This is a genomic window from Peribacillus sp. NPDC097895 (genome assembly GCF_050277555.1).
Taxonomy (GTDB): domain Bacteria; phylum Bacillota; class Bacilli; order Bacillales; family DSM-1321; genus Peribacillus.
This window is the reverse complement of sequence record NZ_JBNNSH010000002.1, coordinates 594068-611672: the sequence shown is the minus strand read 5'-3', so window position 1 is coordinate 611672 and position 17605 is coordinate 594068. Positions and strand designations below refer to the sequence as shown.

At 41.5% G+C, this 17605-nt stretch carries 18 protein-coding genes; 16 read left to right on the top strand and 2 right to left on the bottom strand.

Annotation, left to right across the window (positions count from 1 at the left end; all coding sequences use genetic code 11):
- Positions 1–73: 73 nt before the first annotated feature.
- The 10 genes from ACQKMH_RS14330 (at position 74) to ACQKMH_RS14285 (ending at position 6904) form a co-directional block, all read left to right on the top strand.
- Complete coding sequence (locus ACQKMH_RS14330) at positions 74–376, top strand: urease subunit gamma (protein WP_230158458.1); 303 nt, start codon at positions 74–76, stop codon at positions 374–376.
- A gap of 13 nt (positions 377–389) precedes the next feature.
- Positions 390–704, top strand: coding sequence for an urease subunit beta (locus ACQKMH_RS14325; RefSeq protein ID WP_427588171.1), 315 nt, complete (start codon positions 390–392; stop codon positions 702–704).
- Between the two features lie 4 nt (positions 705–708).
- Positions 709–2418, top strand: a complete 1710-nt coding sequence (gene ureC, locus ACQKMH_RS14320) for an urease subunit alpha (RefSeq protein WP_427588170.1) — start codon at positions 709–711, stop codon at positions 2416–2418.
- A 9-nt stretch (positions 2419–2427) separates the two neighbouring features.
- The gene (gene ureE, locus ACQKMH_RS14315) at positions 2428–2874 is read left to right on the top strand and encodes an urease accessory protein UreE (protein WP_427588169.1); all 447 of its coding nucleotides are present in this window, start codon (positions 2428–2430) and stop codon (positions 2872–2874) included.
- Entirely contained in the window at positions 2867–3553 is a 687-nt protein-coding gene (locus ACQKMH_RS14310) for an urease accessory protein UreF (RefSeq protein ID WP_427588168.1), read from the top strand. The genes ureE and ACQKMH_RS14310 overlap by 8 nt, the downstream gene beginning before the upstream one ends.
- A gap of 50 nt (positions 3554–3603) precedes the next feature.
- Entirely contained in the window at positions 3604–4221 is a 618-nt protein-coding gene (ureG, locus tag ACQKMH_RS14305) for an urease accessory protein UreG (protein WP_427588167.1), read from the top strand.
- Positions 4218–5033: an urease accessory protein UreD gene (locus tag ACQKMH_RS14300; protein WP_427588166.1), complete on the top strand. Its 816-nt coding sequence runs from the start codon at positions 4218–4220 to the stop codon at positions 5031–5033. The genes ureG and ACQKMH_RS14300 overlap by 4 nt, the downstream gene beginning before the upstream one ends.
- Positions 5034–5046: 13 nt before the next feature.
- On the top strand, positions 5047–5688 hold the full coding sequence (locus tag ACQKMH_RS14295) for an urease accessory protein UreH (protein WP_427588165.1): 642 nt from the start codon (positions 5047–5049) through the stop codon (positions 5686–5688).
- 192 nt (positions 5689–5880) lie between these two features.
- Complete coding sequence (locus tag ACQKMH_RS14290) at positions 5881–6276, top strand: hypothetical protein (protein WP_427588164.1); 396 nt, start codon at positions 5881–5883, stop codon at positions 6274–6276.
- A 142-nt stretch (positions 6277–6418) separates the two neighbouring features.
- Positions 6419–6904 (top strand): HIT family protein, encoded by a 486-nt coding sequence (locus tag ACQKMH_RS14285; protein WP_427588163.1) that lies wholly within the window; start codon positions 6419–6421, stop codon positions 6902–6904.
- A gap of 129 nt (positions 6905–7033) precedes the next feature.
- Here ACQKMH_RS14285 and ACQKMH_RS14280 read toward each other — a convergent pair whose 3' ends face one another.
- Positions 7034–7912 (bottom strand): dimethylarginine dimethylaminohydrolase family protein, encoded by an 879-nt coding sequence (locus ACQKMH_RS14280; RefSeq protein WP_427588162.1) that lies wholly within the window; start codon positions 7910–7912, stop codon positions 7034–7036.
- A 278-nt stretch (positions 7913–8190) separates the two neighbouring features.
- Here ACQKMH_RS14280 and ACQKMH_RS14275 point away from each other — a divergent pair, with 278 nt between their 5' ends.
- Both ACQKMH_RS14275 and ACQKMH_RS14270 read left to right on the top strand, forming a co-directional pair.
- On the top strand, positions 8191–9807 hold the full coding sequence (locus tag ACQKMH_RS14275) for a long-chain fatty acid--CoA ligase (protein WP_427588161.1): 1617 nt from the start codon (positions 8191–8193) through the stop codon (positions 9805–9807).
- Between the two features lie 101 nt (positions 9808–9908).
- The gene (locus ACQKMH_RS14270; RefSeq protein WP_427588517.1) at positions 9909–10700 is read left to right on the top strand and encodes an enoyl-CoA hydratase; all 792 of its coding nucleotides are present in this window, start codon (positions 9909–9911) and stop codon (positions 10698–10700) included.
- Positions 10701–11054: 354 nt separating this feature from the next.
- Here ACQKMH_RS14270 and ACQKMH_RS14265 read toward each other — a convergent pair whose 3' ends face one another.
- Complete coding sequence (locus tag ACQKMH_RS14265; RefSeq protein WP_427588160.1) at positions 11055–11243, bottom strand: YhzD family protein; 189 nt, start codon at positions 11241–11243, stop codon at positions 11055–11057.
- A 337-nt stretch (positions 11244–11580) separates the two neighbouring features.
- On the opposite strand from ACQKMH_RS14265, the gene cysK reads away from it, so the two are divergent.
- The 4 genes from cysK to ACQKMH_RS14245 all read left to right on the top strand — a co-directional run bounded on the left by cysK (position 11581) and on the right by ACQKMH_RS14245 (position 17395).
- A complete protein-coding gene (gene cysK, locus ACQKMH_RS14260) occupies positions 11581–12504 on the top strand; it encodes a cysteine synthase A (RefSeq protein ID WP_427588159.1) in 924 nt (307 codons plus the stop codon).
- 196 nt (positions 12505–12700) lie between these two features.
- Positions 12701–13903 (top strand): metallophosphoesterase family protein, encoded by a 1203-nt coding sequence (locus ACQKMH_RS14255; protein WP_427588516.1) that lies wholly within the window; start codon positions 12701–12703, stop codon positions 13901–13903.
- Between the two features lie 21 nt (positions 13904–13924).
- On the top strand, positions 13925–16945 hold the full coding sequence (locus ACQKMH_RS14250; protein WP_427588158.1) for an AAA family ATPase: 3021 nt from the start codon (positions 13925–13927) through the stop codon (positions 16943–16945).
- Between the two features lie 42 nt (positions 16946–16987).
- The gene (locus ACQKMH_RS14245) at positions 16988–17395 is read left to right on the top strand and encodes a hypothetical protein (RefSeq protein WP_427588515.1); all 408 of its coding nucleotides are present in this window, start codon (positions 16988–16990) and stop codon (positions 17393–17395) included.
- Positions 17396–17605: the final 210 nt, after the last annotated feature.

The following is a 17605-nucleotide window of genomic DNA, read 5'->3' as shown; positions in this document are numbered from 1 at the left end:
AAAGAGTTGCATCTGGACTTAGTGGGGGGACCTGGAATATTAGGTGGTTTAGATTGTTAAAAGGAGAGAGGGCATGCGTTTAACAGCAAGGGAACAGGAAAAGTTAATGATTGTAGTGGCGGCAGATTTGGCAAGAAGGCGAAAAGATCGCGGCTTGAAATTAAATTATCCGGAATCGATTGCCTTGATTACCTATGAAATTGTGGAAGGGGCAAGGGATGGTAAATCAGTTTCGGAATTGATGCAATTTGGAAGGACGATTCTTTCAAGTGAAGATGTAATGGAAGGAATCCCTGAGATTATCCATGATATTCAAGTCGAGGCGACGTTTCCGGACGGTACAAAGCTTGTGACTGTTCACGATCCGATTCAGTGAGGGGGGCGAGGCCATGATACCAGGTGAATATATTTTGAAAAAAGAACCAATCGTATGTAACGAAGGTAAGATTTCAACGGTCATAACCGTCATCAACAGGGGAGACCGTCCAATACAAATTGGCTCACATTTTCACTTTTATGAAGTGAACCTTGGTTTGGAATTTACTCGTGAGGATGCTTTTGGGAAAAGGTTGAACATTCCTGCCGGTACAGCTGTCCGTTTTGAGCCGGGGGATGCCAAGGAAATCGAACTGGTTCCATTCAGAGGTAAGAGGGAAGTTTATGGATTAAACAATAAAACGAATGGTCCGCTTGATAGGGAGTGAAAATATGAGTCATGAAATGTCACGTAAGCAATATGCCGACATGTTTGGTCCGACAACAGGAGATTTAATTAGATTGGCAGATACCGAGCTTTTCATAGAAGTGGAAAAAGATTTTACCAAGTACGGAGATGAAGTGAAGTTTGGCGGGGGGAAGGTGATCCGTGATGGTATGGGCCAACATCCGACCGCTTCAAGAGATGAGGTGATGGATCTTGTATTCACAAACGCGATCATCATCGATTATACCGGCATTTATAAAGCGGATATCGGCGTGAAGGATGGAAATATTGCAGCGATCGGAAAAGCGGGAAATCCCCTATTGATGGACGGTGTGACAATGGTGATAGGGGCCGCGACCGAAATAATTGCAGCTGAAGGAAAGATCGTCACCGCTGGTGGTATTGATGCCCACATCCATTTCATTGCCCCGCAGCAAATCGAAACTGCACTTTCAAGCGGGATCACGACAATGATCGGCGGAGGAACCGGACCTGCAACGGGAACGAACGCCACGACGTGTACACCGGGTGCTTGGAATATACATAAAATGCTCGAAGCTGCAGATCATTTTCCTATGAACCTCGGTTTTTTAGGCAAAGGCAATTCCTCGGCCAAAGAACCGCTTGCTGAGCAGATAGAGGCTGGTGCGATCGGGCTGAAATTACATGAAGATTGGGGCACGACGGCTGCAGCGATCGATACAAGTTTAATGGTGGCTGACGAATACGATGTTCAAGTGGCGATTCATTCAGACACGCTTAATGAAGGTGGTTTCGTCGAAGATACGATCAGAGCGATCGACGGCCGTGTCATTCATACCTATCATACCGAAGGAGCGGGCGGGGGGCATGCCCCTGATATCATCAAGGCGGCTAGCTATCAGAATATTCTCCCGTCCTCCACGAACCCTACCCGTCCATACACCATCAATACGTTGGAAGAGCATTTGGATATGCTGATGGTTTGCCATCATTTGGATCCATCCGTTCCGGAAGATATCGCTTTTGCCGATTCCCGTATAAGAAAAGAGACGATTGCCGCTGAAGACATTCTGCATGACCTGGGCGTCTTCAGCATGATCAGCTCCGATTCCCAAGCGATGGGGCGTGTAGGAGAAGTTATACTGCGAACATGGCAGACGGCCGATAAGATGAAAAAGCAGCGTGGCAAAATGCTGGAAGATAAAGGGGAAGGGGACAATTTCCGCGTTAAGCGTTATATTGCCAAATATACGATAAATCCTGCAATTACACATGGGATTTCTGGTGTCGTCGGATCTGTGGAAGAAGGGAAATTCGCAGACTTGGTGTTATGGGATCCTGCCTTTTTCGGGGTTAAACCGGACATGATCCTAAAAGGGGGCATGATCGCGCACAGTATAATGGGAGATCCAAATGCTTCGATTCCAACGCCTCAACCCGTGTTATACCGCCCGATGTTTGCAAGTTTTGGAAAGGCCGTTGCAAGTACGTCGATTACGTTCCTATCAAAAGCGTCATATGAAGCGGGAATTCATGAAGACCTGGGTTTGAAAAAAATAGTGAAGGCTGTTTCGAACATTCGTAATCTTACAAAAAAAGATATGAAGTTAAACGGGGAGACCCCTGTCATCGAAGTTGATCCACAAACATATGAAGTGACGGTGGATGGTGATTTAATTACGTGTGAGCCTGCGGATATCCTGCCGATGGCGCAACGATACTTTTTGTTCTGAGGTGATAGCATGATAGTTGAAGAGATTTTGGGGAATATAGAGTTTATTGAAAAAAAGGCAAAACATATGGAAAAGGTTTATCTGGAAAGCGATGCATTAAGAAAACGGATTCTAAGGGTTAAAACAGATCATGGCAATGAAATTGGGATTCGCCTTAAAGAAAATAAGGATTTGATGGATGGGGACATTCTTTATATGGATGATAAAAATATGATTGTGATCCAAACGCTAGATGACGATATTTTAACGATCTCGCCTACGACTCTAGGGCAGATGGGTGATATAGCGCATCAACTGGGAAATCGCCACTTACCAGCCCAATTCGATGGGGATGAAATGCTTGTTCAATATGATTATTTAGTTGAAGAGCTTTTGATGGAACTGGAAATACCGTTTCGCCGTGAAAAGAGAAAGGTGAAGCAGGCATTCCGTCATATCGGCCATTCACATGATTGAACGTTTGTTTCCGTTAATCCAGCTTTGTGATTCCAATTTTCCATCTGGGTCGTTCTCCCATTCATTCGGGATGGAAACTTACATTCAAGAGGGGAAGATACATGATGCAGCTTCTTTAAAGGAGTTTTTGAAGGTATACATTTCAAAATCATTAACCTATACAGATGGACTGGGCTGCCGGCTTACTTATGAATTCATAAAAAGTCATAGGGCTGAAAAAGTATGGGATTTGGATGAGTTGCTTTATGCTGCATGTTCCGCCCGGGAATCCAGAGAAGCCTCCAAAAGAATTGGGCAGCAGATGGCTAAACTATGCTCGAACTTATATCCATCCGAAGAATTATCGGTATACTTGAAGAAAATCCAAGGAAAACAATGCTATGGACATCCGGCCATTGTTTTTGCGCTTGTTTGTACCGAACTGAATCTTTCTGTGGAAATGGCCATTCATGCCTGTTTGTATGCAGCCGTTTCCTCACTGATCCAAAATGCAGTCAGGGGAATCCCTTTGGGTCAGACAGCGGGACAATCCTTGTTGTTATGGACGCATGAGGAAATCCAGACAGCCGTTGCATTAGTCAAAGAACTTCCGGAGGATGAACTCGGAAGGACATTGCCGGGTTTGGAAATCGCGCAAATGAGGCATGAGCAATTACATGTAAGACTATTTATGAGTTAACTAGAAAAGAGGTGAAAGGTTTGCTTCCTATGGAGGTAAATCGTTTATAGATGAAACAAGTTGTGAAAATTGGTGTAGGCGGCCCGGTTGGTGCCGGAAAAACGATGCTTGTTGAGAAGTTGACGCGGGTAATGGAAAATGACTTCAGCATGGCAGTCGTAACGAATGATATATATACAAAGGAAGATGCGTTATTTTTAATGAAAAATGGTGTACTTCCTGAAAATCGGATCATCGGAGTGGAAACTGGCGGCTGTCCGCATACGGCTATACGTGAGGACGCTTCGATGAATTTTGCGGCCATTGATGAATTGATGGAACTCCATCCGGAACTGGATTTGATTTTTGTGGAAAGCGGCGGTGACAATTTGGCGGCCACCTTCAGTCCTGAACTCGTTGACTTTTCAATCTATATCATTGATGTTGCACAAGGGGAGAAAATCCCCCGAAAAGGTGGCCAGGGAATGATTAAATCGGATTTATTCATCATTAATAAGACGGACTTGGCCCCTTATGTAGGAGCAAGCCTGGAAGTGATGAAACGGGACACATTAAGGACAAGAGGGGACAAACCTTTCTTTTTTACGAACTTAAAAGACGAAAAGGGTTTGACTGATGTCGTAAACTGGATAAAGTCAGAGGCGTTTTTTGTAGGTCTTGAGCAGTGAGGTGGACAGGCAGCATCCGCTTAAAGGCGATACTGAAAAATGATCGTACAATAGTGAAGGATAGTTATTATGACGGGGCATTCAAGTTGTCCCGTCCTGTGTTTCTTGATGAACTTGCACCCACTTATTTTCTCATTCATGTGGGGGGCGGTTATGTCGGTGGTGACAGGTATCATCAGCATTTTTGTTTGGAAGAAGGATCTACAATGACCTTGACGACACAGTCGGCGACAAAGGTATTCAAAACGATGGGGGAGCCGGCAAAGCAGGAAACTGAGATCGTATTAAAAAAGGGGAGTTTCTTAACCTATGTGCAGGACCCCATAATTGCTTATGAGTCAGCTCGATACATTCAGGATACGACGATACATATGGACAGCGGAGCAGGGGTGTTGCTGACGGAGATATTTACACCGGGTTGGTCAGAGAGTATGACGGAATTTACATATGATTGGATCCGCCCCAAAATGAACGTGTTCCTTGATGGGAAAAGACTGATCATGGACAACTTGATTTTGAATCCTTCCGACGCGATGGGCTCTGTTCTCCTATTGGAGGGATATAGCCATTTCGGCTCATTTTTATTGATACATGAAGGGGTGGATGGGGAAATCATGGCCGAACTCGATGAAATGCTTTCCTCGTTAAGACCCAATGTTAGAATAGGTTTTTCCCGGTTGCCAATTCGCGGTTTAATGCTGCGGGTATTGGCAAATCAAACCCAGCAGATTGAAAAGGTATTTTCTGTTTGTGAGGATCTCTTCCGAAGGAGGGTCCTGCGCGAGGATGCCATTTTTTATCGTAAATATTAGAAACGGGGGGGTCATGGAAATGAGTTTATTGTGGGTTTTAGCGTTTGGATTTGTATTAGGGATCAAGCATGCCCTTGAACCCGATCATATCATTGCCGTTTCCACAATTGCGAGCCAAAGCAAGAAAATATGGAAATCATCTCTTGCGGGCGTATTTTGGGGAATTGGCCATACACTTACTCTATTGGTGTTCGGTGTCATCCTGATCCTTTTAAAAAATGAAATTCCGCAAGCCTGGGCAATGTCATTGGAATTTCTTGTGGGAATAATGTTGGTATATTTAGGTGTCACGACGATTTTTTCTTGGAAGAATAAGCAACATGATCATACAGGCCGGGCTACCTATCTGAAATCGATGTTTGTAGGAATTGTCCACGGACTTGCCGGCAGTGCTGCAATGGTCCTTCTTACAATGGGTACAATAGATGCAGCATGGCAAGGCGCAATCTACATTATTATATTTGGTGTTGGTACATGCATAGGCATGCTTCTGTTCACGACGATTTTAAGCATCCCCTTTGTCACAAGTACTTATTCTAAAAAAGTGAATCGTTCACTCATCCGGTTGACAGGTGTGATAAGCATGGTTTTCGGAATCTATTATATGTATAATTTGGGTATCAATGAGAAACTATTTTCAGTTTGGTTTAGTTGAATCCAGGCTGTATGCTCAAGGGATATGGAATCGTGGACTCTCAAGTCAAAGGCTTGAGGTTTTTTTTGTTGCTAAAACGATTTTGCGATTTTCTTAATAATAAATAAACAATCCTATTACTCATTTAAGTTGACTAGTATAATGAAATATATTGGATAATTAATCCATTCGGGTATAAGGAGATGAAATTTATTGAAAAGGAAATCAATTCTACTTGCACTTTTCCTATTATCAATATCGTTAACTGCAGGTTGTTCAACAAAGCAAGAACATATTTCCATTCAAAAATATATAGGTAAAACCTATATATTCGAAGCATATAAAGAAAAGATAGAAGTTAAAAGAACAGAAAAAACAAAAGAAATAATAGAGAAAGCTAATTGGAACGAATTCAAGTTGGAGAAGGGCCGTCCAAAGGCGGATTTCATCTTTTATTTTAATGATGATAAAAATGAAGGTAAAATAGCCGTTTATTATGTTTGGGTTAATCCGGATAAACATTTGGTTGAATTGACGCGCGATGAACATAGCCTCTATGTACAGTTAAACAGAAAGGATTCTGAAACTATATTAAGACTGCTGCATTAATGAAAAGGAGAAGACGCATACTTTCAAAATTCCAGACAAGTATCTTTTTATGGTATTTAGAACTCTCATGTGCCCGAATATCAACAGAGTTAGAGTTATTTAACATAGCCGGCTTTTTAAGGTGTAATATTTAGGGGGACTTATGAGGAAAATTACTTTATCTACTGGAAAAACAGTGGAAGTTGAATGTTTAAGCTGTGCTTTGACAAGTGGGGAAGTAGAAGCCCAGGGTGGTGTAATAGTCGAAACTGAATATTTTCATGCTCACCAAGACGTTGCATATCCCATTGAAGGATTAGTAATATTAGCATCTAAACGCCATATTAAGTGCTTTGATGAATTAAATGAACCAGAAAAGGTTGATTACATAAACTTATTATCCAAGATTAGAAAAGCTCAAAGGGAAATATTGAAGATAGAACACGTTTATTATTTTTACAATGAGGATACTACCCACCATTTTCATACTTGGATGGTTCCTCGATATGAATGGATGTACGAGTTTGGACGCTCGGTGGAATCAGTTAGACCGGTTTTGCTGCATGCAAGAAACAGATTGAATGATGTTGAACATTTAAAAAGTGTAATGGATGGTATCGGGGCATTAAAAAAAGAACTAAACCCTTAATCCTTCCTGTTCTTAAGATGCGTGTTTCTCATAATAAAATCTTTATGAATGTTTGATAACACCTTGTTTTAAAAAAGAGAAAGATACCGGACTTCCATACGGCAGTCCGGTGAAACCTTCCCTTCTGCTCTAGGCTAGTCCAGTCATTTTAGTCTTTGTCCTCAATAAAGGCATGGTGCAACAACGGAAAGAGCCTCCGGACTTGATGATTTCGCTTATATCGACTTCAATGATTTCATATTCACGTTCACGAAGTTGGCGATTTACTTGTTCATTACATGGGAGACTGAATAATTTTTTATTTCCAATGGAAAGCACGTTGGTTCCTAGTGTGAATTGTTCTTCTTTAGTCACTTCAATGATCTCATAACGAGAAGATAATAAATCCAACTCTTTTTTTGTAAAGGACTCTGGAAAAATAAGCGCTTCTGTTGGCGATATAACATTGAAAACGCAGTCTAAATGAAGGAATTTTTCAATGAAAGGAACCGCAATGAAATCGTATTCCGGTAATAACGTTTGGAGATGCTTGATGGATGGCTCATCCGTTCTATTACTGATTCCGATATAGATGGTTTTACCATCAATTATGACATCCCCGCCCTCTATATGATTTTTTTGGAGGTTGAAAAATGGGATATCATTCGTTTCGAGCCAAGATTTCAATATAAGTTCTTCACCCTGCCGGATATCTGTAGCCATCTCAGCGACATATACGGTATTGCCAAGGGTGAAACCGATATCTCTAGTAAAGACTTGTTCTGGATATGTAGATTTAGGTGGTAGTTTAATGACTTCAATGCCTTCATGTTCAAGTGCTTTTGTAAAGAAGGCGTGTTGCTCCAAGGCAAGTGCTTGATCGATGTTCTCTTCCTTAAACTCTTTTTGTGTTTCGTTAATGATATCGCGAATCTCCATATAACGAGGTTCGCAGACGATCACCCGTGATAGCTTTGAATATTCACTCGAACAATAAGCCTCTAGTTCATCGTTTATCTGGTTTACCATACATGAGCTCCCTCTATATATTATTGTATCTTTACTATTACCTCTTTTTTCTAGAAAGAAACATAAAAAATTGCACGGTTAAAAAGAATGGTCTTGTTAATCTTCATTTAACTGTCGGATGTAAGAAAGTTTGATTTAGCTCCCTTTCTTTATGTGAAAATATCTTTAATATAAAGCTCGATTCAAAATAATTGTAAAACGTTCCTAGGGAAAAAGGATTATTTTTTTTCTAGTCGAATATATAATGAAGACGTTTTCATTATAAGGGGGAGATTGTAATGATGGATACTCCATTGATCATGACTCAAATCATTGAGAGAGCTGAAAAATATTTTCCGAAGAAAGAGGTAGTTTCGCGTACGGATGGTGGAATTCACACTTTTACATATGCCGAAATTGCTGAGCGTACAAGAAGGCTAGCAAGCAATCTTGAAAAATTCGGTATTAAAACAGGTGACCGTATCGGAACGCTTGCCTGGAATCATCATCGGCATTTAGAAGCCTATTTTGCGATTCCATGCCATGGTGCTGTCCTACATACGATTAATATGCGTCTGTCTCCACAACATGTCTCTTATATCGTCAATAGTGCGGAAGATCGATTATTACTGATTGATCCCGATGTCATCCCCCTGCTGGAAGCGATTAAAGATGAGTTAACGACGGTGGAAGGATATATCATCATGACGGATAAAGAGGAGCTGCCTGAAACGTCCCTTTCACCTATTTATCATTATGAAAAATTATTAGCGGAAGGGAATCCGAAACAGCCATTCATCCAAGGTTTAGATGAAAATGCTCCAGCCGGCATATGTTATACTTCCGCCACGACCGGCAATCCAAAAGGTGTGGTTTACTCTCATCGCGGGATTTTGCTGCATGCGATTGCACTGGGGCTTGCCGATTCTACGGCAGTAAGCGAACGGGATGTGGCACTTCCAGTCGTGCCAATGTTCCATGTAAATGCTTGGGGCATGCCTTTTGCCAGCGTTTGGTTTGGAACTAAAATGGTTTTGCCGGGACCCTATTTCACCCCGAAAATTTTGGCCGAGCTTGTAGAAACGGAGAGGGTCACAATTGCAGCAGGAGTCCCGACGATTTGGCTGGGATTATTGAAGGAGCTTGAAGAAGGCAGTTATGATACGAGCAGCATTCGCGCTGTTTTATGCGGAGGGTCAGCTGCTCCAAAAAGCATGATTAAAACATTTGAACAAAAGTATGGGATTCCATTCCTGCATGCCTATGGAATGACTGAAACAAGTCCGCTCGTCTTTGTTTCCAAACCAAAAAGCTATCAGGAAGACCTCCCTGAAGAAGAACTTTATGAGTTGAAGGCCAAGCAAGGCCTTGTCTCGCCAATGATTGAGATTAAAGTGATTGGTCAGGATGGCGAAGTAAAACCTGATGGAAAAGAAATGGGCGAATTGCTTATAAGGGGTCCTTGGATAGCGAATGAGTATTTTAAAGATGAGCGGTCCGAGGATACATTTAAAGATGGCTGGCTTTATACCGGGGATGTTGTCACGATAGATGAGGAAGGATTCGTGAAAATCGTCGACCGGACTAAGGACTTGATTAAAAGCGGCGGTGAGTGGATTTCTTCCGTAGATATAGAGAATGCATTAATGGCCCACGAAGGTATCTTTGAAGCTGCAGTCATTGCAGTGCCTCATGATAAATGGCAGGAACGACCGATTGCCTGTGTGGTTTTGAAGGAAGCATATAAGGGGCAAGTGTCCCAAGAAGACATCATCGAATTTTTAAAGCCACAGTTTGCGAAATGGTGGCTACCTGATGAAGTGGTCTTTTTGGATGATATTCCGAAAACGGGTGTGGGGAAGTTCTTGAAAAGGGCTTTGCGAGATCAGCTTCAGGATAAATATATCAAAAAATAATAGGGTATTTACACTTAATTATAACTTTTCACCCTATTACGAAAAAGATAAAAAAATATATAATACATTCATAGAGCGTTAGAGGAGGAAATAAATTGAATATTGAATCAACATCATCTGCAGGTACAGTATTAGTCACATATTCGGAACGGACGGCTACTGTTGCAATGAACCGGCCAGAGGCCATGAATGCACTAAATCCGCAAATGCTGAATGATTTAACTTCTGCCCTTAAAGAAGTAAGTGAAAAAGAAGAAGTGGACGTAGTCATTTTAAAAGGGAACGGGAAGGCATTTTCCGCGGGTGGAGATATTAAGATGATGCTCACATCTGATAAAGAAAACGCTTTCGATGACTTGATGGATGGAATCAGTGAATTGGTTACCACTCTCTATTTCATGCCTAAATTGACCATAAGCGCCATTCATGGTGCAGCGGCGGGGCTTGGCTTGAGCATAGCTCTTGCAACTGATCATCTCATCGCAGATTCGGAAAGTAAGGTTGCGATGAATTTTATCGGAATTGGATTAATTCCTGATGGCGGCGGACACTTCTTCCTTGAGCGTCGACTTGGTGAAGTAGGTGCAAAGGAGTTAATCTGGGAAGGTAAAGTGCTTACAGCGCTCGAAGCTAAAGAAAAGGGTCTCATTCATGAAGTGGCAGACGGAACTTTGGATCAGACGGTAGCGAGAAAAGTACAAGCGTGGCTGGAAAGCCCGGTCCAAGCTATGATCAAAACAAAAAAAATCCTTAGTGAAAAAAATCGGCCATTATTAATTAAAATGCTTGAGATTGAAAAAGCTGCTCAAATGAAAATGCGTCAAACAGCGGATCACCAAGAAGGAATAAAGGCTTTCATGGAAAAAAGAAAACCGAAATTCACCGGGAAATGAATGAGAAAGGACGTCATTTCCTTAGTGAAGTCCTCAGTTAGTAGCCAAAAAGGGTTCGGAAAACGTATCATTCATCAAATGATGTTCCGTACCAACTGACCCAAAGCAACACCTTCAACTCCTAAAGTATGTTTTCTAGTTAAATGTTATAACAAAGTTGATTGGAACGGATGTGCGAGTCACCTGCGGGAAAAGCGCGTCCAAGGGAGACCCCGCAGGCTACCCGAACCGCCCGCGGAAAGCAAGTGCCTGTAGCGGAAATCAACGGCCAAATTGTACAAGCCATAAAAAAACTGTAGGCCGTCACGATATTGTGACGGCCTTTCTTTAGAATGATTGCGCTTCCATTTTCGGTCAGCGATGAAAAAGCAATAGCGCTCCTGCAGGAGATGTACAGCGATGTGTTTGATCTAGATAGTTTTTTTCTTTCAATAGATTTTGTCCCAATTCTTTTGCTTGTTCATCATTCTCGGCTGTAAATGATTCATCCAATAGTTTTTCCCCTGACGGTTCAAAAACGGTTAATTTGTATATTCTGCTCATTTCCAAAACTCCCTCATCAATAATATACTGTCTTTTTTCTAAATACAGGAACTGTTATAAAAATTTTATCATTATCTGTCAATTTTGACTATTGTTATGTTAGGGAAATGTAGTCACACTGGGAATATTGATAAGTAGCTAAATGTTTTTGGTGAATGATGGAAAATAACTATACCGAACGAACTTCATCGTTTTTTTCCTTTAAGTTTGGAAAGAATGAAAACAAAACCTATTTATACTAGAGGAATTCTCTCTTTAAAATGAAAAATCATAAATGATATAATAAACCAGAGTAAAAGCGCATCTAGGAAGTGTAGGAACGAAGGGAGTTTTTTGAATGACGGTAAAAATCGTGAATAATATTACGGAATTGATAGGAGATACACCTGTTGTAAGAATTAATCATTTAACGGGGAAGGATGACGCGGAGGTATTTGTGAAGCTTGAATATTTCAATCCAAGCCGAAGCGTAAAAGATCGGGCGGCCTTCAACTTGATCAGGCAGGCTGAATTGGATGGAATCATACAATCCGGGGCTACTATCATAGAGCCAACCTCTGGAAATACAGGTATAGGGCTTGCAATGAATGCTGCCGCAAAGGGTTATCGGGCCATTATGGTCATGCCAGATAATATGTCAAAAGAAAGAATCAATATACTAAAAGCATATGGAGCGGAAGTCGTGCTAACCCCTGCATCGGAGCGGATGCCAGGAGCCATTCGTAAAGCAGAGGAACTCGCTGCAAAGATTCCTAACAGCTTTATTCCGCAGCAATTTGAAAACAAAGCCAACCCTGATATTCATAGAGTGACGACTGCCGTTGAGATTATGGATCAGATGGATGGAAAGCTAGACGTGTTTGTCGCAACTGCCGGAACGGGCGGAACGATAACTGGTACAGGTGAAGCATTAAAAGAACAGCTGCCTGATTTAAGGGTTGTCGTTGTCGAGCCTAAGGGTTCTCCTGTACTTTCAGGCGGAAAGCCTGGTCCTCATAAGTTAGTGGGTACGAGCCCTGGTTTTATCCCAAGCATTTTAAATACAAACGTATTTGATGAAATCGTTCAAGCGGCTGATGAAGACGCCATTTCCACCATGAAGGATATGGCTTCGAAAGAAGGGATATTCATTGGGCCTTCAGGTGGTGCCTCTGTTTGGACTGCCCTGCAGGAAGCCCGTCGTCTTGGAAGTGGAAAGCGAGTGTTATGTATTGCGCCGGATAACGGTGAACGCTACTTAAGCATGGATATTTTTAACTAATATTGGAAGGGGCCGAATGCCGTGTACAGCACAAAGTGCACGCCATTCGGTCTTTTTTCGGTTGAATTTGCCCATACTGGATTATCTGGTCCCTTGATAATGTATTAAAATGATAATGTATGGGAAAGTATGTTCTATTCATGTTAAAATTAAAAGTGAATTGTTGATAGAAATCGAGGTGGTACTTTTGAGCAATGTGAAGTTCATTCATGCGGCGGATCTCCATTTGGATACTCCTTTTTCAGGGTTGAAGGATTTGCCATTATCTATATTGAAGGAATTAAGGGAAAGCCCATTTAAAGCCTTCCAAAAAATCATTAATGAAGCAATTTACCATCGAGTTGACTTTATCGTCCTGTCGGGGGATCTGTTTGATGGGGAAAATCGGAGTCTCCGGACACAGGTCCGTTTTCGAACCGAAATGGAAAAACTCGAGCAACATCAAATCCCTGCCTATATCATTCATGGAAATCATGATCATCTCAGCGGCTCATGGATTACCGTAAAGCTACCGGATAATGTTTACGTTTTTTCTGGGCAAACGGAAGTGAAAACGTTTGAAAAAACCGATGGAACGACTGTCCACCTTTATGGTTTCAGTTATCCGCGCCGTCATGTAAGGGAGAGAATGATTGAAACCTACATAAAAGCCGAAGGGGCGGATTATCATATTGGTCTGCTTCATGGGAATTTGGAAGGCCATTCCGAACATAGCCCATATTCCCCTTTTTCTCTGAAGGAACTTGCGGCTAAAGATTTCGATTACTGGGCATTAGGCCATATTCATAAGCATCAGGTTGTTTCAGAAGATCCGCTTGTGATTTACTCAGGAAATATTCAAGGCAGGAACCGCAAGGAGTGTGGTGTAAAAGGTTGCCTGCTGGTCGAACTCGACGGTGATACGAAGCGTCATTCTTTTATTGAAACCTCTGAGGTGATATGGGATAGTGTAACGATTAAACCATCAGCTGATGGAGGATTTGATGCCCTGTACAAGCAATGCAGGGAAGTAATTGAGCAAAAGGGTTTCGATGGAAGAAGCTATCTTTTGGAAATGAAGTTGGATGTTGGGGGAGCAGCGGACGCTTGCGGGGAATATCTTGAGGAATTGACCCGGATTTTACAGGAAGAAGAGCAAGCTGAAACGTTTGTCTGGGTCTATAAAATCAAAGTCATCCAGTCCGTGCCAATGATCAGGACAAATGAAAGGATATCGCCATTTATGGCTGAGGTATCCATGCTGGCTTCTGAATTTGATGATACAGAGGCTGCTCTGGCCCCGCTTTATAATCTCCCAGGTGCAAGAAGATATCTTGATGTCATAGAGTTCGATGAGCAGAGGGAGCTTTTGGATGAAGCGGAAAGCTGGCTTTTGCATGTGTTTGAACAGAATAAATAGGTACAGATAGGAGGAAGAGATTTGATTATTAAAGACCTCCATGTTTATGGTTATGGTAAACTGGAAAATCAGCGTTTTCCTGAATTGGGGCAGCTGCAGATTTTCTTTGGCGAAAATGAATCAGGCAAGTCCACCATCATGTCCTTCATTCATAGTATTCTATTTGGTTTTCCGACAAAGGTTCAAAACGAACCGCGTTACGAGCCCAAAATGCATGCCAAGTATGGGGGAAGGCTTAGTCTCATAACAAAAAAAGATGGGGAAATCGTTATTGAACGAGTGAAGGGGAAAGCTACTGGGGATGTAAAAGTAACTTTCGAAGATGGAAGGGTTGGCGGCGAGGACGAGCTGAATGATATTCTCCATGGCGTTGATAAAAACTATTACCAAGCCATTTTTTCTTTCAATCTTCAAGGCCTGCAGGGGTTACATACACTAAGTGAAGGAACGATGAGTAAATATCTGCTTTCAGCCGGGCTGATCGGGAACGATAAACTTCTTGAAGCCGAAACGAAATTGCAAAAAGAGCTGGATTTAAGGTTCAAGCCATCAGGCCAAAAACCTCTACTGAATGTGAGGTTAAAAGAACTTAGGGAATTGCAGAAAAAGGTAAAAGCATCAGAAGAAGAACAGCAGTCATATACGGCATTACTTCAGGAAGAGACAAAAATAAAGGTGGAGCTCTCTGAGATCACGGAAGATATTCAAGAAATTGAAGAAAACCTTGTTACCATGAGTACTTTTTTGCGAATTAAACCGTTGGTTGAAGAAAAGGATGAACTTGAAACTGAAATAAGTAAAATCAAGGATGTAAGTTTTCCTGTTGATGGTTTAAAAAGGCTTGAACAGCTACAGGCAGTTGGAGTGCCTATGAAAGCCCATTTAGCTGCATTGACGGAGAAAATGGCCAAACTTGAAGGAAATCTCGCCGAAATCGAAATCAATCATTTCATCAAGGAACATAAAGAGCAGATTGAACATGCAGTCGATCAAGGAACATTGCTGGAGAAGCTTGAGCTGGATATGCGCAAAGCAAAACTTGAAAAGCTGATGGAAGAAAAGAATATCGAAAAGGTGAAGCAGGAATTATTCTTGGATGTATCTGATGATGAAATCAGAAAACTCGATATCAGTACATTCATGAAGGAAAAGACCAAAAGGGCAGAGAGGGAAAAGCATCATCTCCAAAATGTTAAAAAACAGCTTGATGAGAAATATGGACTGCAAAAGGGAAGTTTGGAAACGACGGAAGCCCGCTTGAAGGAGATTAAGGCCCAGATAATGCCAGAAGAAAAAAGAAGCAAACTGGAATCTTTATTCAACAAGCAACATAGCTTCGAACTTGAAGCAGCCAAAAGCATTATCCTTGATGAACAAATACTCGAACTTGAAAAACAATGGTCATTACAAAAAAAGAAGGAAGCGCATAACCGAAAACGTTCACTTTTCATGAATGGCGGTTTTATCGTATTACTATGTTTAGGTGCGATCAAAAGCTATTTCAGTGAACAAATACTGTTGGGAATGATACTTCTGGCAGTGGCTGTTCTGTTTGCGGTTTCCAAGTCTTTCTTCAAAGGTGATGATATATTGTCCGGGTATAGTAAGCAATTGGAGGAGGCAAAAAAGAAAAGGTCTGTAATTGCGAGTGAAGCAAAAAGAGAGAGTGAAGGAGAGTCGATGGGACAGTTGCTTGAGCTGGACCACCGTCTTCAAAGGCAGCTTGAGAATGAAAGATTCAAATACAAAGAACGAGAGGAAGCATTCGAATCGACCATCCAGGAATATGCCTCTTGGGAAGCTGGCAGGGATCGGCTGGATAAAGAGGTGAGCAGCATCTTAAGCGATTGGGGCATGTCTTATCCCAGAGTGGAAATCAATCTTGAATCTGTATTTGAACTGCTGGAGAAATGGAAGGGAGCCATTGAAAGAAAATATGAAACAATCAAGCAGTACCAATTTTTACATGCAGAGTTTGAAGGTAAAGTGAAGGCTTTATTTCATTTTGCCCACAGCCTTGATTTTGAGCCATCCACATGGAGGGAAGCAATAGCCCTTTTAAAGCGGGAAATGAACAAAGCGGTGGAGTTCTCCGTTCAACTAACACAATGGATGAAGGAACGGGACCGTTTGGTGAACGAAATCGAGCAGTTGACGATGGAAAAAGACTATCTAGATGCGGAAATGGAGCAGCTTTTTGAGTTAGCGAAGGTAAAGGGTGAGGAAGAGTTCAGACATAACGCAGTTTTGTCCGAGAGGAATGTATCTTTGCAAAAACAGCTTGATTTGATCAATGTTCAAATAGGACAATCAAGAATGGAACCTGAGCAAATTCAAACTTACCTAAAGCAGGGAATCACTACATATACATTTGAACATTTAGAAAGGAAACGGAAGGATTCCGTAAATTCTAAGTCACTTTTATTGGAGAAACAGTCTGAAACGAAGCAAAGGATAAAGCAGCTTGAAGCTTCAGGAATTTATGACGACTTACTTCATCGTTTTTATGAAGAAAAAGCGGCATTCAACGAAGAAGCGAAGGAATGGGCGAAATTGGCAATAGCCAAAAGCTTATTGAATAAAACCTTGGACCGATATAAAAGGGAACGACTTCCGAAGGTTATCGCTGATGCTGAGCGGCATTTTTCCTTTTTAACGAAAGGGTGCTACCAAAAGATCATCCTGGATCAGTCGGGTGATGGGATTTGGGTACAGCGTAGAGACGGCTTGAACTTTAGGGCTGAAGAGGTCAGCCGCGGGACAGCAGAGCAAATTTATGTGTCCCTAAGGCTCGCACTTGCTGATCATACTTTTGAAAATGATTCATTCCCTCTCATCATTGATGATAGTTTCGTCAATTTTGATTCGGAAAGGACAAAACGGATGCTTGAGTTATTGAAAAAAGTTTCGGAAAAGCGGCAAATTTTCTTTTTTACTTGCCATCGGCATGTATTGGAGCATTTTAGGGAAAACCAAATAATTCGTCTATCAAGTTCCGTGTTACGCCCAAATATGAATGATTTGATTATCCCCGAAATATAATGGGAAATAAACTATAAATAAAAGAGAGTGAAGTCAGTGAATATGGTTGAGTTTGTAAGCCAACATGATTCTTCATTAATGTTAATCATCGAAAAGGAGTTCCCTGATAAACGGTGTGTGGGGGGAAAGTATTCTGCCGAAGGACATATGATCACTTTATATAAGAGAGATATCGAAATACAGTGTGAACGCTCTCTTGGCTCGCTTGAAAAGCTTGAGGAATATACATGGATCATCCTCACACATGAAATGGGTCACGCGTTGGACCCGGATCTTGACGTACTGAGTAAGGAGCTATACAGTACGGGAAAATCAGAAATCCTTTATCAAATAGAAGTCAATGCCTGGAACATCGCCGAAGGATTAATCCCTTATATCCTTCAGGATTTATTTATCTTCATTAGAAAGGAATCCCTTGCACATTGTACAAATCGCCTTTTGGTCGGTTAAAATGCTCTCCGAATGGAGGGCTTTTCTTTATTCGCTATATGAAACTGTTCGATGGTTCCGACAGGAGAATGTCTCTATGTAGAAGCATGAACGAATGAAACATTCATTTGGAAGCTGTGCAAAAGATCTGAAATGAGGGTCTAATCTTTTTTACACATGAATGTTTACCTAGGATGACACGCAGTTTATGGATTATATTCTTTTTTAAGA